General features: G+C 45.7%; 12 protein-coding genes and 1 pseudogene. 6 read left to right on the top strand and 7 right to left on the bottom strand.

The window, feature by feature from the left end; translation table 11 throughout:
- Window positions 1-2 precede the first annotated feature (2 nt).
- From NIES593_RS14765 to NIES593_RS14755, 3 genes are all read right to left on the bottom strand, one after another.
- Window positions 3-1,742 (bottom strand): diflavin flavoprotein, encoded by a 1,740-nt coding sequence (locus NIES593_RS14765; RefSeq protein ID WP_073600309.1) that lies wholly within the window; start codon window positions 1,740-1,742, stop codon window positions 3-5.
- Between the two features lie 63 nt (window positions 1,743-1,805).
- Complete coding sequence (locus tag NIES593_RS14760; RefSeq protein WP_073600308.1) at window positions 1,806-2,330, bottom strand: phosphate-starvation-inducible PsiE family protein; 525 nt, start codon at window positions 2,328-2,330, stop codon at window positions 1,806-1,808.
- Between the two features lie 34 nt (window positions 2,331-2,364).
- Window positions 2,365-4,095 (bottom strand): diflavin flavoprotein, encoded by a 1,731-nt coding sequence (locus NIES593_RS14755; RefSeq protein ID WP_073600307.1) that lies wholly within the window; start codon window positions 4,093-4,095, stop codon window positions 2,365-2,367.
- Window positions 4,096-4,351: 256 nt separating this feature from the next.
- On the opposite strand from NIES593_RS14755, the gene NIES593_RS14750 reads away from it, so the two are divergent.
- On the top strand, window positions 4,352-5,761 hold the full coding sequence (locus NIES593_RS14750) for a DUF3370 domain-containing protein (RefSeq protein WP_073600306.1): 1,410 nt from the start codon (window positions 4,352-4,354) through the stop codon (window positions 5,759-5,761).
- Between the two features lie 388 nt (window positions 5,762-6,149).
- Here NIES593_RS14750 and NIES593_RS14745 read toward each other — a convergent pair whose 3' ends face one another.
- From NIES593_RS14745 to NIES593_RS14735, 3 genes are all read right to left on the bottom strand, one after another.
- Entirely contained in the window at window positions 6,150-7,745 is a 1,596-nt protein-coding gene (locus tag NIES593_RS14745) for a DEAD/DEAH box helicase (protein ID WP_073600305.1), read from the bottom strand.
- Between the two features lie 229 nt (window positions 7,746-7,974).
- Window positions 7,975-9,063 (bottom strand): coiled-coil domain-containing protein, encoded by a 1,089-nt coding sequence (locus NIES593_RS14740; RefSeq protein ID WP_073600304.1) that lies wholly within the window; start codon window positions 9,061-9,063, stop codon window positions 7,975-7,977.
- Window positions 9,064-9,093: 30 nt separating this feature from the next.
- Window positions 9,094-10,083 carry a coiled-coil domain-containing protein gene (locus NIES593_RS14735; protein WP_073600303.1) on the bottom strand — a complete coding sequence of 330 codons (990 nt, stop codon included), beginning with the start codon at window positions 10,081-10,083 and terminating at the stop codon, window positions 9,094-9,096.
- A 181-nt stretch (window positions 10,084-10,264) separates the two neighbouring features.
- Here NIES593_RS14735 and NIES593_RS14725 point away from each other — a divergent pair, with 181 nt between their 5' ends.
- The 3 genes from NIES593_RS14725 (at window position 10,265) to NIES593_RS14715 (ending at window position 11,570) form a co-directional block, all read left to right on the top strand.
- Complete coding sequence (locus NIES593_RS14725) at window positions 10,265-10,606, top strand: helix-turn-helix domain-containing protein (protein ID WP_015145250.1); 342 nt, start codon at window positions 10,265-10,267, stop codon at window positions 10,604-10,606.
- A gap of 8 nt (window positions 10,607-10,614) precedes the next feature.
- Window positions 10,615-11,295, top strand: a complete 681-nt coding sequence (locus NIES593_RS14720) for an ImmA/IrrE family metallo-endopeptidase (protein ID WP_073600301.1) — start codon at window positions 10,615-10,617, stop codon at window positions 11,293-11,295.
- Between the two features lie 77 nt (window positions 11,296-11,372).
- The gene (locus NIES593_RS14715) at window positions 11,373-11,570 is read left to right on the top strand and encodes a hypothetical protein (RefSeq protein WP_073600300.1); all 198 of its coding nucleotides are present in this window, start codon (window positions 11,373-11,375) and stop codon (window positions 11,568-11,570) included.
- An 8-nt stretch (window positions 11,571-11,578) separates the two neighbouring features.
- Here the strand turns inward: NIES593_RS14715 and NIES593_RS14710 are convergent, their stop codons facing one another.
- Complete coding sequence (locus tag NIES593_RS14710) at window positions 11,579-13,066, bottom strand: Ig-like domain-containing domain (RefSeq protein WP_073600299.1); 1,488 nt, start codon at window positions 13,064-13,066, stop codon at window positions 11,579-11,581.
- Between the two features lie 54 nt (window positions 13,067-13,120).
- Here NIES593_RS14710 and NIES593_RS14705 point away from each other — a divergent pair, with 54 nt between their 5' ends.
- Together NIES593_RS14705 and mgtA are read left to right on the top strand one after the other, a co-directional pair.
- A complete protein-coding gene (locus NIES593_RS14705; RefSeq protein ID WP_073600298.1) occupies window positions 13,121-13,312 on the top strand; it encodes a hypothetical protein in 192 nt (63 codons plus the stop codon).
- 61 nt (window positions 13,313-13,373) lie between these two features.
- Window positions 13,374-15,335: pseudogene (gene mgtA, locus NIES593_RS14700) on the top strand (magnesium-translocating P-type ATPase); the annotation flags it as partial.
- Window positions 15,336-15,388 lie beyond the last annotated feature (53 nt).

Below are 15,388 nucleotides of genomic sequence, written 5' to 3'. Positions count from 1 at the left end.
TGCTAATAACTCGCCGTCTTGCGGTGAGCGATCGCGGTAACGCCGTCGGATTCGATTACGTCGCCTCGACTGACAGTGGCGTAGACCAACCAGCGATCGCCGCATTGCATCCGATTTTGTACCGTGCATTCGAGATAGGCAAGTGCTTCGTTGAGAATGAGACAGTCATTTTCGGCCGTTTGCGTGTCAAGCTGGGCAAACGGGTTTTCCCCTGGCGTAGCGCGATAGGAGAAATGCCGTCTGAGGTTGCGTCCCTCTTTGAGAATGTTGAGGACGAAGCGATCGCCGGGATGAATCATCAATTCGGCATTTTGGTCTTCGGCGACGGCAAGCATCAAACCCGGCGGATTGAATGTGGCTTGAGATACCCAAGAAGTAAGGAATCCGTGGTGAGTTTCGCCGCGTCGGGTAGTAACGACGCACAAAGACCCGATGATACGCGCGACTGCCTGTTCGGTGCGATCGGCTTGCGCTTCGCTTAGCCCCTGGCGAGGAGTCTGTAGCTTCTTCGTTTTCTTCAACTTCTGGGCAAATTCAGCTCCCGCATCTTCACACTCTTGCAAAATTGTCGGCGTGGGACTAAAGCGAACGCGGATGGTTTCAAAGCCAAAGCGATAATTGGCATCCCTCAGCTTGCCCTCAATCAAGTCGATCGCTTCTCCACTCCAGCCATAGGAGCCAAACACCCCGGCTAGCTTAGTTTTTGCCGCTGCCGCCAGAACGATCCCCAGCGCCGTCTGAATTTGGACTGGAGCGTGACCGCCTAGGGTGGGAGAGCCGATAATAAAAGCATCGCAAGCTTCAACGGCGCGGGTAATCTCGGCAGGATCTGCCAGTTCGCAGTTAATCGACTCGACTGCTACTCCACCTTGCAGGAGTCCTTGCGCGATCGCGCTAGCTAGGGCAGTCGTATTGCCATAGGCAGAAGCATAGAGCAAGGCAACCCGCAATTCTCTAGTTTTCTGTTGCTGGCACCAGTCGCGGTAATCGTAGGTAAAGCGACTAAGGCTATAGCGAACCAGTGGTCCGTGACTGGGAGCGTAGCACCTCGCCGAGAAAGATGTCAATTTGTCTAGCGCCGCCTCTACTTGTTTTGCCTGGGTTGCATGGAGGCAGTCGAAGTAGTAAAGCCGATCTTCGTCTAGCTGCTTCCAGTTTTCATCCCAGATAGCATCGTCGCAGATGTGAACGCCAAAGAACTTATCGGTATATAAAATGCGAGTTTGAGGATCGTAGGTACACAGTCCGTCTGCCCAACGGGGAGTCGGCACGGTGACGAACTGTAATTCGTGTCCTTGTCCCAAGTCAAGGCTATCTTCCGAACGAACGATCTCAATTTTCGACTCCCAGGCAGGAAAAGTAGCTTTGAGCGCGTTGGCACCCGGTCGAGAACAAATCAACTTCGCCTGGGGCGCTTCATCGAGCAAAACTTTTAGAGTTGCCATGCGGTTGGGATTGACGTGACCGAGGATGACGTAATCCAAAGCGGCTAAATCCAGATGCTGCCGCAATTGTTGTAAGTAAATTTGGGTAAACGATTCTCCTGGCGGATCGATTAAGGCAGTTCGATCGGATCGAATCAGATAGGAATTAGCGGTCGTTCCCCTTTGGCGAGCATATTCTACTTCAAACTTGAGGCGATCCCAAGTACGCGATCGCAAAACGATGGTTTCTTTACCGATTTCGGCGACTTGAACGTCGCGAGGACGAGTTGTTGTAGTCGATAACGTTTGGGAGGACATCATGATAATTTTGGATTTAAGATTTTAGATTGGGAGGTTTAATGGTTGACAGCTGAGGGCGGCTTAGTCTTGGTAATGTCTGTTTGATTCGACCATTTCCTTCGTCATGCGCTTCTTATGGCGTTTGGCGATCTCTTGCTCTGGGTCGATTCCATCAAATGTTGGTGGCAGCCAAACCCTAACTATCAGCAATACTCCTAGCACGAGTAAGAAAGCACAAGTCGCTAAAACCTGGCTCCAATTGGTTTCCAGTACGCCTCGCACGATAATTTCTCGCAGAACGGAGACAATAGCGACTTCTACAGCAACGCCGATGGAGACTCTCCGTTCTTTGAGGTAAATAATCAGCAATCGGAATAACTCGACCAAAATCAACAAAAACAAGATATCGGCAGTAACAGCCTGAAACTCTAATGGTGGCAGCAAGGAGACAAACATCTCTCTTATCTCCAGCACCATGAAGCTAAACAGACCGATGCACAGACAAATGACAATCAAGTCTTGAACGAGTTCGAGGGCAAAGACGATGCGACTCAGACTTAACCAGCTATACCGTTCCAGTGGAGAGTTTTTAAGGTTTTCGTACATGATGAAAATCCAATAAATGGCTAATGACCAATGACTAATAGTGATTTCCGACTTTGCGATGGTGGACGGCAGTCAGGGCATCTGGTTTCGCCACTCGTCCGGTTGTCGCGGTGCTGTAAATAATCCAGTGGTCGCTGCACTCCATGCGACTATTCACTTCGCATTCCATATAGGCAAGGGCATCTGCCAAAATCGCGGCACCATTGCTGGCAGGATAGGTTTTGATGCCAGTAAAGCGATCGCTACCGGAGGGTAAGCGCTTGAGAAAATGTCTCATCAGTTTTTGGTAATTGCCTTCCTCTAGGACATTGAGAACGAAGCGATCGCCTGCGTGTAGTATTGACTCGATGGCGCGGTCTTTAGCGACTGCAATGGCGACTCCCAAAGGTTCGAGACTGGCTTGCATTACCCAAGAAGCAACCATTGCGCTAGAAAGATCGCCTTTTTTAGCGGTAATAATGTACAGTCCGCTGCTGATTCGTCCCAGGGCACGCTCTAAATGGTTATCGAGGGATTTGATTTGCTTGATGGTACGATCTCTTGTCAGCGACTGACCTAAATGGGTTCCAGCTTCTTCGCAAGCTTGCTCGATGATTGGATTGGGCGCTTGTTTGAGCAAAATCGGCGGAAACGCTTCTGTTAATCCAATTTCCTGAAACTTGTTGCGCAGGGGAAAAATCGGCTCGTCTTCACCGCCGCCGGACTCAAACAGTCCGACAGATTGCTTGCTGTGCGCGGCGGCTAAAATCGTACTCAGGGCGGCATGGGCTGCGCTCGAAGACTGGGGAGGCATGCCGATGACCAATCCCTTCGCCTGGTTGACTAATTCCCGCACTTCATGGGGGTCTACTTCATTCAAATCTACCAGCTCTACGGCTACCTCAGTCCTGGTAATACCCTGGGCGATTGCTCGCGCGACGCGATCGCTAAAACCGTAATCTTCGACATAGAATAGAGCCACGAGCGTATCCGTTTTTGCCTGCTCTTGACTCCAACCTTGATAGCGCTCTACCCAGTCTGGGATGTGATGTTGCAGCAGCGGTCCGTGTCCGGTGGCGATCGTTGCTAGCTCCAGTTTTTCTATCCGTTTTAAGGCGGACAGCACCGAACGAGCATTGGGACCCATTAGGCAATCGTAGTAATATTTAAAGTCTTCTTCGATAAGATCTGGCTCCTCGTCAAACGTATAGTCGTCGCAATAGTGCATGCCAAACACGTCGCAGGTGAAGAGGATTCGTGTCTTGGCATCATAGGTAAAGATTGTATCGGGCCAGTGTAAATTAGGGGCAGAGACGAATGTTAACTCGTGTCCGTTGCCTAAGTCGATGCGATCGCCATTCTTGACCATTTGGTATTTGAAAGGCTGATGCACCATGTTTTCTAGAAACTGAATCGCCACTTTGGCCCCGACCACGGTAACGTTTGGCGCTAGTTGCAAGATTTCTTTGACCAAGCCGCTGTGGTCGGGTTCGGTATGGCTGACAACGAGATAATCTAGGGTAGCAGGATCGATTAGCCCACTCAGGACATCCAGGTACAATTGCTCGAATTTGCGATGAGAGGTATCGATGAGAGCGGTTTTCTCTCCCCGAATCAGAAAAGAATTGTAAGTCGTTCCGTTCCGCAGACCAAATTCGATGTCGAAGCGATCGCGATCCCAGTCGAGCGAGCGAATGGCGATCGTTTGGTCGCCGATCTCGACGGTTTGCATCGTCAAGCGACTTGACGGACGAGTACTTTGAGAACGCGCAGTCAGTGCAACCATAAAGTGTTGTCTCCAAAACTTGAGCGAGCGATCGTAAGTTGGCTTAATCTTTCTTTATCCTTACCCAGAACACTGAATTTGTAAAATGTCAATTCGTAAAGATACTTATTAGCAATAATTATATATTTAAACGCAATAGTTGCTTTTAAGTTATCTATAGATCTAGATGGGTTTGTCATCTATTAAAAGGCTTGACAAACGCGAGTAAGACAGCACAAGCTTAAAGGAAACTTAAAAATGGTGAATTTTCGGGTTAATGCTGCCCTTACTCTCCTCAGTCATAATCGCTCAAGCTGCTACGCCGCCATCCTTAACGCAGCAGCAATATATCATACAATCCCAGGAGATCCGCTCCTTACCCGGAAAACTGAATGACGTTTTAGTCTTCAACAGCAACAGTCCCGAAGTCGTTCAAACTGAAGGCATTCTCTTGTCCACCTTTCCATCGGCTGGCATGCAATTTCCTAGCGCTCACCTAGGACTTACCCTAGAAGGACGTTTCGATCTCTTTACCCATCACATCGCCAGACCACAGGAACAGAGGCGGACGCTTTATCAAGGCGTTATCGTTTACAACCCTAGCGAACAACTGGTAAGGCTGAGAGTTTTGCAAGGGGCTAGCTATCTGACCGAACCCGATGCGCCTTTCATCAATCTCCCTGCTATTGTTGAGGATCGCTGGGGTCGAGTGTTTTCCGGACCGGGATCTAGATTGATGGGAGATATTTTGCGAGGGATCGGGCACTCGAATTTTCCCACTCAAATCTTGATTCCTCCCTATCAGACTCGCATGCTCTTTAACTTGCCGATTACGACTGGTAGCGCCCGTTCTACCTTCATGCGCTTGGAAAGCGACGGTCCCGTGTACATGGCGAATTTATCCATGTACCAGGTTCCCAACCTTCCCGAAACGGCATCCAAGACCAAGGATAGGAGCAACGCCCGCACGACTTCTTTCCGCGCCCCGACTTTAGAGGAATGGCAGAAAATCCTGGTTGAAGGAAGATTAGTCGTCCCCAGAGACAGACCGCCAACGCCACTACACGCTATAGACGATCCTCGGATCGAGAAAATCATTTACGGTCGCGTGGCTGGTATCTCTGTCGGTTCGGAATGGATAGGCACGTTAGTCGATCCGGGTACGTCCAATCTGAGCATCCCCGAACGAGGAAAAGCCTTTTCCTATCCCCTGAGTACGGTCAATCGAGGCACTCACGGAACTCGACAGATACAAAGCGCCCCAATGCAAGTACGCTATCCCGATACAGCTTTCCGCGCTCACGGCAATTATGCAGTGCACTACAATTTGACCCTACCGCTAATTAACAACACCGATAAACGGCAAACCGTAGCGCTATCGATACAAACGCCGCTCAAACAGGATAAGTATTCGGATCGTCTATTTTTCCTAAAAGCGCCAAGAGGACAAGTATTTTTCCGAGGAACGATACGAGTTGAGTATAAAGGCGATAGCGGGCTAATCGAGCGAAGATATTTCCATATCGTCCAGCGACAGGGACAGCAAGGACAGCCATTCTTAACTCTAAATTTGCAGCCGGGAGAGTCGCGCGAAGTGAATATAGACTTACTTTATCCTCCCGATGCCACGCCGCCCCAGGTATTGACGGTGCAAACGATGGATTACTTCATGGCTCCCCTGCGTTGATAAATAGATGAGCAGAATTAATCTCCAGATCGTTGTAGCGCGAGGTAGTGCGAGCGTCCCGCTCGCGCGAGCAGGACGTATGCGCTAATGGCGAGCGCACGCTACGATGAGCGCACTACGTGTATTTAATTCTGCCTACCTACTTATCATTTAGAAGCCAGGGAAACCCCCAGGAGTTACGCACTCAAACCTAATTTGTCATTGGAGAGCGATGTGAGCCGAAGCGCAGCGTAGCCCCTAGCGATAGCGAAGGGGAAGAATCTCGCAGGAGTCCCAGATGCTTCACTATCGCCCTTGCATGACAGGTGACTGGGTAAGTCCTAACCTCGATCCCATTTCTGCCGCTTCTACTTAAATTCTTGCGTCGATAATCTAAGATAGGTCTAATTTATTCGCTCTCTTGTTCGTCGATGACTCGTTTGAGCGAATTTTTGTTAAAAGCTGGAAAAATTAGAAAGGGGAATTGTTCTTTTGCCGTCCGCAGCTCGTCAAAAATCGGATTTTCTAATCCTGTCACTACGCACCAAACGCGGGCGCGAGTCATAGCAACAAAGGCTTCATTGCGCTTTTGCAGTTCGTTTTCTTTCTTCCATGCCGAAGGCTGAGTAGCGTAGTGGAAGCGACAGACATACACTTTCCAAGCTTCATTTCCTTTAGCGCGATAAATGTTAGCAATCGTGACGCAACCCGGTTTGCCGAACTCGCTAGGGTCGCTATCCGTGCCGACAATGCAACTTTTGATGCCGTAATATTTTAGAGCCTCTTGCAGGCGACAGAAATAATCCTGCTCTTTTTCTGCGGCGATCGCTGTTATCATTAGGTCTGACGGAGCGAGTCCCGCTTGCAAGTCCTTGGCAACCTGCTGGGCAATCCATTCCTGTTCTTCTGACTCGTCATGAAAAGTTTGGAGCGCGAGCAGATCTTTTATTCCTTCTCGAACTTCAAAATTATCGCGATCGATCGGATGAGGGCTTTTCTCAACTTGACGTTCGATTTTGACTTGTTTTCTGGCTTTGACGCTGGCATCGCTGAAGTCACCTTCGAGTACGTTATAGCCTAATTTTTTCCACTCTTGCTGATTGCTAACTCCCTGCAATACGCCTCCTTGACGCAAAAGTCCCATATTGACGGCATGGGCAGCCATTAGTAACGATTTAGGTGTTCGATAGCACCGATTTAAATTTTCTGACTTGCGGATATTGGTTCCTTCATAAAAGAAGGAACCGTTACTTGCCAATCCCAGATCGACTACGGGAGTTCCGTCGGGATTGCGACCGAAAATTTTAGTGGCATCTGGAACGATTAAAGAGTCTATTCCTTGAGCTTCATCATACGCCCAATAGAGTCGTTTGGGTTCGCTCAAAGTATTGCGAACAAGTCGATAAAATGACGCTGGTAAATCTTGAGCTTCATCGATTAAGATAACGTCGTAGAGAATAGGAAAATTTGTAATTTCTATTTCGAGAATATTACAAACATATTTAAAAGCTCCTCCAGGAGAAACTTTGCCAATTTCATTTTCAACATCTTTGACGGTTTTGGGTTGCATTCCACACTCAATGGCTAACCGCCGATAAAAGCCATCTCGTTCTTTGCCTCCCCAGGCATGTAAGACTTTTAAATTATCCCAATTGGGTTCTCTTCCCTCGCTGAGTTCGCCATAATATGTACTAATGCGTTCTTTGATTTGGTTGTAAAGCGATCGCGTAAAAAAGACAAAAGCAAGTTGCCAGTCGGGATGTTCGTAATGGATTTTGGCTGCGCGTTTGGCTAAAAGAATCGTTTTCCCCGTACCTGCCAATCCTCGAATGCGCTGCGGCCCATCGGGATATTTAGAAGCAATTTCTTGTTGCTGCTCGTCTAATACTTTGAGGGAAGATTCGAGATGGCAAATGACTCTAAGTGGACTATCAACAGGCATTCCTTCTGGGATTTGACGACAAGATCCGGAAGGTAGAGTTTCCGCAACAGTATTCTCAACCATTTAATTTCTCCGCATAGTGTTTCCTTTAAGTATTCCCAACGAAGAGCAAGAAATTACTATTTTTAGAAACAGATTCGATGCCTAGTGTTTTGTTTGACAAAGCTCCTCGATAGATTTCATGTTCATTGTAATATTTACAGCAAGCGAGTCGATCTTATGCCTGAGCGCCACTTTTCTCGTGCCCAGGCATAAAAAGGTCTGAGTTAAGTTATTCAAAACTCAGGTTAAACTACTTGTTTTTTTGCTGATTTTTAGCTTGTTCCAGAGCAATTTCTTTAATAGCTTCGAATGAATTGCGATTGGAAGCACCTTCAATCGCTTTAACTGCCAAATCTTGTACTTGTTTGAGTGCGGCATCGAGTTGTTGAGACAAGTTTTGAATTCTAGCCTGCTGATTTTGAATGGTTTGTTCTAACGCTCCAATTCGCAGTTCGTAATTGCGTTTTTCTCCTTCAATTTCTTTAGCTCGCAAATCGGCTCTCACTTTGGCTTGATAGTTGCCAATACCTTTTCCTTCTCCTTGAGCTTGTTCGATTTTTTTCTTGAGTTCTTGCTCGAAAGCTTCTACTTTTTGTTTTGTCTCTGCATATTGTTTTTCTTTCTCGGCAATGCTTTCTTCTCTTTGTTTCCACTGCTTTTCTTGTGCTTGACGAGCTTCGTCTAATTCTTTGTAGAGATTTTTCTTTTGCTGCTGATATTCTTCTTCGCTTAAATCTCTTTCCAATTCCAAGTTATACCAATATTCTTCTTCATCTCGCTGGCGTGCTTTTTGATAAAATTCATTGCGTTCTTTGAGCTGGCGAGCATAAGTTTCTTGATCTTTTTGCCAAGATTTTTTTAAGGCTATAATTTGTTGTTCTAGCGTCTCTCGCCGCTGGCTAATTTCTTCTTCAAATGCTTTTGCACTTTCTTCATAGGATGCAACTAAAGTATCTAAAGTGTCTTCTTTGACTGATTCTATCTCGTGTAATTCTTCTAATTTTTTTAGTTCTTCGGCTACCTCAGTTTGCAGTTCTTCAAGGGATGAAGCTTCGGCGATAAGTTGTTCTGATAAATGACTAACTGCACTACCAAATCCTACTTGCAGTTTTTCTAGATTTTGAATAATTTGGTTAATGTTATTTTGGTTTATCGAACTCATGATTTTTTGTTTTTCTTCTTTATCCTTATGGGCTATTGAAGATTCTTGAGATTCAGTTTTTCTTTCTCGTTCAATTTTTTTGAGTTGCGATTCTAGGGCTGTTTTCTCTTTTTTTAATTCTTCAAAAGCTTCCATTAATTCAGCTTTTGTACTCTTGGACGTTACTCTAGCAACCATCAATAAATCTCCTAGTGAATGTTAATCAAGTTAATTAGCAGCGGTTCCATTGCCTTGAAATGCTCTTATTGCCAAGTTCTGTGCTTGAGTCGTGACTTTTTGTAATTCGGTAGTGAGTTCGGCTATCTGTTCGACTTGTTTTTGAATGGTGGCATCAAGAGCTTGAATCTTGAATTCATATCCTTGTTTAGTTAATTCCCACTCTTTTTCAAAGAGATCGGCTTTAACTTTGGCATCTCTTTCTGTCTCTTTAATGGCTTCTGCTCTAGCTTTATTGGTTTCCTGTTTAATAGTTTCTTCAAAGCCTTCTATTTTCTTGAGATTGGCTTTAAATTCTTCTTCATTATCTGCTAAGAATTTTTCTCGCTCTTGCCAAGCTTTTTCTTTGTCTTGATTAGCCTCTTGTAGTTCTCTTTCTTGTTGTCGCTTGAATTCTTCGTACTCATTCATTTCGATCTTGCGATCGCGCTCAATTTGATATTGATAATCGGCTACTTCTTGTTCTCTTTGTTTCGCAATTAATTCGGCTGCTTCTGAGACTCTTGCCTCGAATTCTTGCTGTTCTTTTTCCCAAGCTTTGCGAGTTTGAGTTATTTCTTTCTCTAGGGATTCTCGCTGGCTATTGGTCTTATTTTCTAGGATTTTTAGCTGTTCTTGATGCTCTTGTCTTAAAAGATACAATGCATCAGCTACTAAACGCACTTTATGAACTTGCTCTAACTGTTCTTTTTTGACTGCTATGGCTCGCTTGAGTTCATCTAATTTAGAAGATTCCTCGACTAAGCGATCGGAAAGATTATTAATAGTACGACCAAAATCTAATTGCAGAGAAGCCATTGTATTGACTATGTTGTCAACTGTATAGTCAGTAGCTTTTTCTAGTAGTTGTTTGCTCTTTTCTTTTTCGGCTTCTTCTTCTTTGGTTGCGACTTTCGATTCAACTTTTTTCTGTTCGGATAACAGTTTGGCAAAAGCTGCCATAATTTGCTCTTTGCTCTCTTTGGGAGCAAGGTTACCCATAAGAATAATTCTCCAAAAATTGTCAAAAAATTTGTTTTGCGGGCAATCTTTTTGATTGCCACGATTGACTGAAAATGAATTGCAGAGCTTGCTTGATTTTTTCATCAACAAAACTATCATATCCCTTGTTGATTTTTTCGTCAAGCAAGATTAAAATAAAAAATAGATTAAGGAAAAAAACGTGAATCAAAGCTTTGGTCATCTGATTCGTCAAGCACGAAAAGACAAGGGATATAGCCAGCGGGAACTAGCCGAAAAATTGGGGCTAGATTTCACCTATTTATCCAAACTAGAGAACAACCGAGCCGATTATCCGCCAAAAGAAGAGGTAATCAGAGCGCTAGCAACTCATTTAGATTTAGATGCTGAAGAATTAATCTTCTTGTCCGGACGCATCCCCCAAAACGATGAAGAAGTTCTCAAACAACACTATAAAAACATGCCTACTCTGTTTCGGAGAATGCGAGAAAACCCTGAATTTGCTCAAAAGGTGTTTCAAGCAGCGCAAGAAGCAGACCAATAGGAGTTACTATGACAAACATCTTCAGACCGTATCGTTTCATTTCCAAACAAGAGATTGAAGCTGAGGCAACCGAGATCTTGCGCAGAATGCAGCAAACGCCTAACTATTCTCCCAAATGGGCTTTAGATGCGAGTCGAGTAGCTGAATTTCTGGGATTAGATGTAGTTTGGGACAGCATACCGAGCGATCGCGATGGTACGATAGCAGCAAGGATTCTCCCCCTAGAACGCTTGATCGAAATCAATGAAGATATTCCCAAATTGCGAGGAGGGTTTGGGGAATCCACCATTGCCCATGAAATCGGACATTGGGTGTTGCACGTCAATCCAGAAGCGGTAAAGCGGTGCTTAGAGTTGCACGAGCGAGGAAAAGACATACGAGTAGAACCGTTATTGTGCCGCAGCGATACTCATTTAAACGGGATAGAATGGCAGGCGCAACATTTTGCCAGTTGCCTGTTGATGCCGCAATACAAATTAGAAGAAGTTAGACAAGGGCGAGATTTAACCAAATGGTCGCATTTATACGAAATTGCCGAAGAGTTAGGCGTTACCATTTCTAATCTCATCCATCGTTTAAAAGATCTGGACTGGATTTGTCTGTCCGAACATTCCCGTCAAATCGAGTTGGGCAAGTCAAAGTTGCCTAGAAGAAAGAGAGTGATACCAATTCGCCGCTCCTCGGACTAACGTCCTGCGGGGCGGTTCACAATTGACAATCAGCAATTAGCTAAAGCTTTTTGTGTAATACCATTTTTCATTCATTAATGACACAGATAGTCGATCGCCCTCACCCCCAACCCCTCTCCCAAATAGGGAGAGGGGAGAAGAATGTCGATCGCGAAAACCTGAAAATTGGTATAAGGCTTTTTCATGGAGCCTCTGTAGCGCTCTTTTTTAGCAATGGTATGAGTTTAACAGGGCAGGACAGCGATCGCAATTTCGCTCGAAACGCTGAGCAATAGGAGCATCTCTACGGCAACCACTGGGGACGAAAACCCCCTATCGGCAATTCCTCTAATTTGGGTTCGGCACCGCCAGGCGCATCCGCAGGGGGAGGAATCAGCAACCAAAGACGACTCTCGCGAATCGTTTCTCCCGAACTGGTTATTAATGGGTCGGCTGAATGGTTACTATTGGCGGTAACGATGCGATCGAAAAGAATGCCGAGTCCATCGGGGGCAAGACTAATTTTCATATCCCGATAATCGGGTAAGGCTACTAAGGGTATGACTTGAGAGGTCTTGATGTCGATTTTGACAAGGTAGGGTTCTTCCCGATATTCTTCTCCTTCGATTAACTGAGTTAACAAGCAGAAGAGATGGGTAGCTGTGGGATCGAACTGACAATCGAGAATCGAACCTTTGATATTGAGGAGTTCTTTTTGTACGCCTTGGTTGTTGACATAAAAAAGCGATCGCGTATAGCGCAATTTAGCATTATCCATATTAAAATTCACCATCGCCGCCGCCGAACCATCCCGCGAAAAGCTGAGAACTTTACCAAATTTGGGCAAAAACTCGATCGCTTGAGCGTCTGATTGCAAGGGAATAATGCCAATTCCCTGTCCTTGTGCTACCGCTAGCGTTTGTCCGTCAGGCGCAATCAGAAATTCTCCGCCTGGGGCATTGAGGCGTTCTGGCTTATTGCCTTTTTTGAGGACCCACAAGTCAAAATCCGCCGGATTTTTGCGATTGACTCGCCCAACGACGATGGTTTTTCCATCGGAGGACAAATCGAATTGATTATTTTGATAATCTTTATTGTCTAGGATTAACTCTACTGATTGGGAGCGTTCGGAGACATTTTCCGGTATCTGAGTAGATACGCGATAAAGCTGAAGATTCCTTAAGGTGTCGTTGCCTCGATGGCGTTGGGCGGCTGAAAATAAAATGCGATCGCCTTCGGGATAGAATTTGAAATCCACTACCACTAAATCGCGAGGGGTAAGGATCGCTTTTTTGTTTTGAGTTAGGTTGTAGAGAATTAATCTACCCCGTTCGTGCCCCAAAGTTCCGATGTAAGCAAAAGCGCGATCGCGACTGCGAAATTGACCGATGAAAGGCTGTATTTCTTGTCCTGCTTCCTTTTTGCCTCGAAAATGCTCTCTGGCATTCTTGAGCTTAACTTGATAGGCTTCTCCGTAGGGAACGGGCGCGTCTAGGGTATAGGCAAGTCTTCGTCCTGCCCAGCTTATCTTACCCGGTAGCAGAGGATCGATGACGAGATTTTTTTCGACGCTTTCTCGATCCATCGGGCGATCGAAATCCAGGATAAATGCTTTATCTTCCGCCCCGACTGCTTTATTGTGCCAACTAAACTCGCGCACTCGCGGTTTCATTCCGAAAACACAATTCGTTCCGCAAGCTTGCCCTCCTAAAACTACTCCGCCGATGACTAGGCTGAGAATTAAAATTAGGGTAAGTGCAATCTTATCGATCGGTTGTAAGCTTTTCCACATCTAATCAGTTATCAACTATTCGTCAATTAGTTATCAGTTATTGGTTAGTCGTTAGTGGTTTTTCCTCAGATCGCTTCCGGGCTGTTTCGAGCAATCTCGGTCAGTGGGGAAAAAGTCGGGCGCGATTTGTTGTTATCCGAGGTTTTTCTTGATGCGATCGCTTCTGTGGATATTGTCTCAAATTTTTCTGCAATAGAAGCGATTGAAGCTAAATTTACATGGGGATTTAACCTAAATATTGTTTAAGCATAAAGAGGTCATAGCAGTTGCCAATTAAAATTGGAGAAATTAGGAAAAGGCTTTTCCTATGAGATTTAATTGGCTTAACCGAGCGGTTTTGCATCGATTTCTAGAACGGCTGCCTCGCTCAAGAAGAGTTTCTCAAGCAACGCCGGCATTCCCTACAGCACTATCAGCAAAACTTCTCGATATTGCTCGTCAGGATGTTCCCACTGTCTTGCGATCGCTCGATACCTCTCCAGACGGTTTGACCGAGGAAGAATCCCGCGATCGTTTAGAGGAATGCGGTTTAAATGAGATTGCCCGCGAAAAGCCCCCCAAGTGGTATATCCAGTTCCTAAAAACGTTTCACAATCCCTTAGTCATTCTCTTGATATCGCTGGCAATTATTTCTTGGGTGACAGGCGATCTCGAAGCATCAGCCATCATCTTAATAATGGTGATTTTCAGCGTAATTCTGCGTTTCTCTCAGGAGTTTCGCTCCAGCCTTGCGGCGGAAAAACTGCGGGAAATGGTCAGAACAACTGCAACTGTAAGTCGGAGAGAGTTGAGTCCGGATATTTCCTCAGAAGTCCTGCAAAAATACAAAGTCGCGCTCCATTCACGTCCTCCAAAAAGAAAAGAAATTCCTATCAAGTTCTTAGTTCCTGGAGATATCATTTATCTGTCCGCTGGAGATATGATCCCAGCGGATATAAGGCTTATTTCAGCCAAAGATTTGTTTATCAGCCAGGGAGCGCTGACGGGGGAGTCTCTGCCAGTCGAGAAACAGCCAACCTTACCTGATAGTCAAACCCAGATCGCAAACCCATTGGAACTTGCGAATATTTGTTTTCTAGGCACCACCATTGTTAGCGGTACGGGTACCGCAGTGGTAATAGAAACGGGAAGCAATACATACCTGGGTGCGATAGCCAAAACCGTTGTCGGTCAAAAAGCGATGACAAGTTTCGATCGGGGGGTGAATGATGTTAGCTTGCTGCTGCTGCGCTTCATGCTGGTAATTGCTCCTGCGGTTTTTACGATCAATGGTTTTCTCAAAGGCAATTGGACTGAGGCATTCTTTTTTGCCCTCTCAGTTGCCGTGGGGTTAACACCGGAGATGCTCCCCATGATTGTAACGGCTAATTTAGCGCGGGGCGCGATCGCCATGTCCGAGAAAAAAGTCATCGTCAAAAACATCGACTCCATTCAGAGCTTTGGCGCAATGGATGTTCTGTGTACCGACAAAACCGGAACCCTCACTCAAGACCGGATCGTGCTAGAGATGCACCTGGACATTAATGGCGAAGAAAGCGAGGAAGTTCTGGAGTATGCCTATCTCAACAGCTTCTATCAGACTGGACTAAAGAATCTGCTAGATATCGCCGTCCTCGAACACATCGAATTGCACGAAGATTTGAAAGTCGAAAAAGACTTCCGTAAAATTGATGAGATTCCCTTCGATTTCGTGCGCCGTCGGATGTCAGTTGTGGTGGAAGAAACCCATCATAAGCATATACTGATTTGCAAAGGCGCAGCCGAAGAAATTCTTCGGGTCAGCACGCGGGTTAAAGTCCAAGAGCAAATTTTGCCAATGGGCGAGTCAATCCAAGCGCAAGTACTCCAGTTGGATCGAGAACTCAATGAAGATGGATTGCGGGTTATTGCTGTTGCCTACAAAGATTTGTCCACAGAGCAACTCACATACTCCGTTGCCGACGAGTGCAATCTGATCCTGTTAGGTTATATTGCTTTTCTCGATCCTCCCAAAGAATCTGCTGCTCAGGCAATTGCCGCCCTCGATCGCAATGGCGTACGAGTAAAAGTGTTAACTGGCGACAATGAGATTATCGCCCGCAAGACTTGCAAAGATGTTGGCTTGTACGTTCATCACATCCTCTTGGGTAGCGAAATCGATGCTTTATCCGATGATGAATTGGCAGAGATAGCAGTAACAACAACGATTTTTGCCAAACTCTCTCCGCTGCAAAAAGCCAGGATTGTCAAGTTACTGCGCCGGAAGGGTCACATTGTCGGCTTTTTGGGGGTTCTTTAATAGTTAATTAAACGCTAACTATTGCTTACTAGCTTTAACTATCA

The organism is Hydrococcus rivularis NIES-593, from assembly GCF_001904635.1.
Taxonomy (GTDB): Bacteria; Cyanobacteriota; Cyanobacteriia; order Cyanobacteriales; family Microcystaceae; genus Hydrococcus; species Hydrococcus rivularis.
The sequence above is the reverse complement of the archived record's forward strand: the minus strand, read 5'-3'. Positions and strand labels throughout refer to the sequence as shown.

Excerpts from the sequence above, each read along its gene's own strand:
- NIES593_RS14740 (WP_073600304.1), bottom strand. The coding sequence starts at position 9,063 with ATGGTTGCTAGAGTAACGTCCAAGAGTACAAAAGCTGAATTAATGGAA.
- NIES593_RS14735 (WP_073600303.1), bottom strand. The coding sequence starts at position 10,083 with ATGGGTAACCTTGCTCCCAAAGAGAGCAAAGAGCAAATTATGGCAGCT.
- NIES593_RS14710 (WP_073600299.1), bottom strand. The coding sequence starts at position 13,066 with ATGTGGAAAAGCTTACAACCGATCGATAAGATTGCACTTACCCTAATT.
- NIES593_RS14760 (WP_073600308.1), bottom strand. The coding sequence starts at position 2,330 with ATGTACGAAAACCTTAAAAACTCTCCACTGGAACGGTATAGCTGGTTA.
- NIES593_RS14745 (WP_073600305.1), bottom strand. The coding sequence starts at position 7,745 with ATGGTTGAGAATACTGTTGCGGAAACTCTACCTTCCGGATCTTGTCGT.
- NIES593_RS14720 (WP_073600301.1), top strand. The coding sequence starts at position 10,615 with ATGACAAACATCTTCAGACCGTATCGTTTCATTTCCAAACAAGAGATT.
- NIES593_RS14765 (WP_073600309.1), bottom strand. The coding sequence starts at position 1,742 with ATGTCCTCCCAAACGTTATCGACTACAACAACTCGTCCTCGCGACGTT.
- NIES593_RS14750 (WP_073600306.1), top strand. The coding sequence starts at position 4,352 with ATGCTGCCCTTACTCTCCTCAGTCATAATCGCTCAAGCTGCTACGCCG.
- NIES593_RS14755 (WP_073600307.1), bottom strand. The coding sequence starts at position 4,095 with ATGGTTGCACTGACTGCGCGTTCTCAAAGTACTCGTCCGTCAAGTCGC.
- NIES593_RS14715 (WP_073600300.1), top strand. The coding sequence starts at position 11,373 with ATGACACAGATAGTCGATCGCCCTCACCCCCAACCCCTCTCCCAAATA.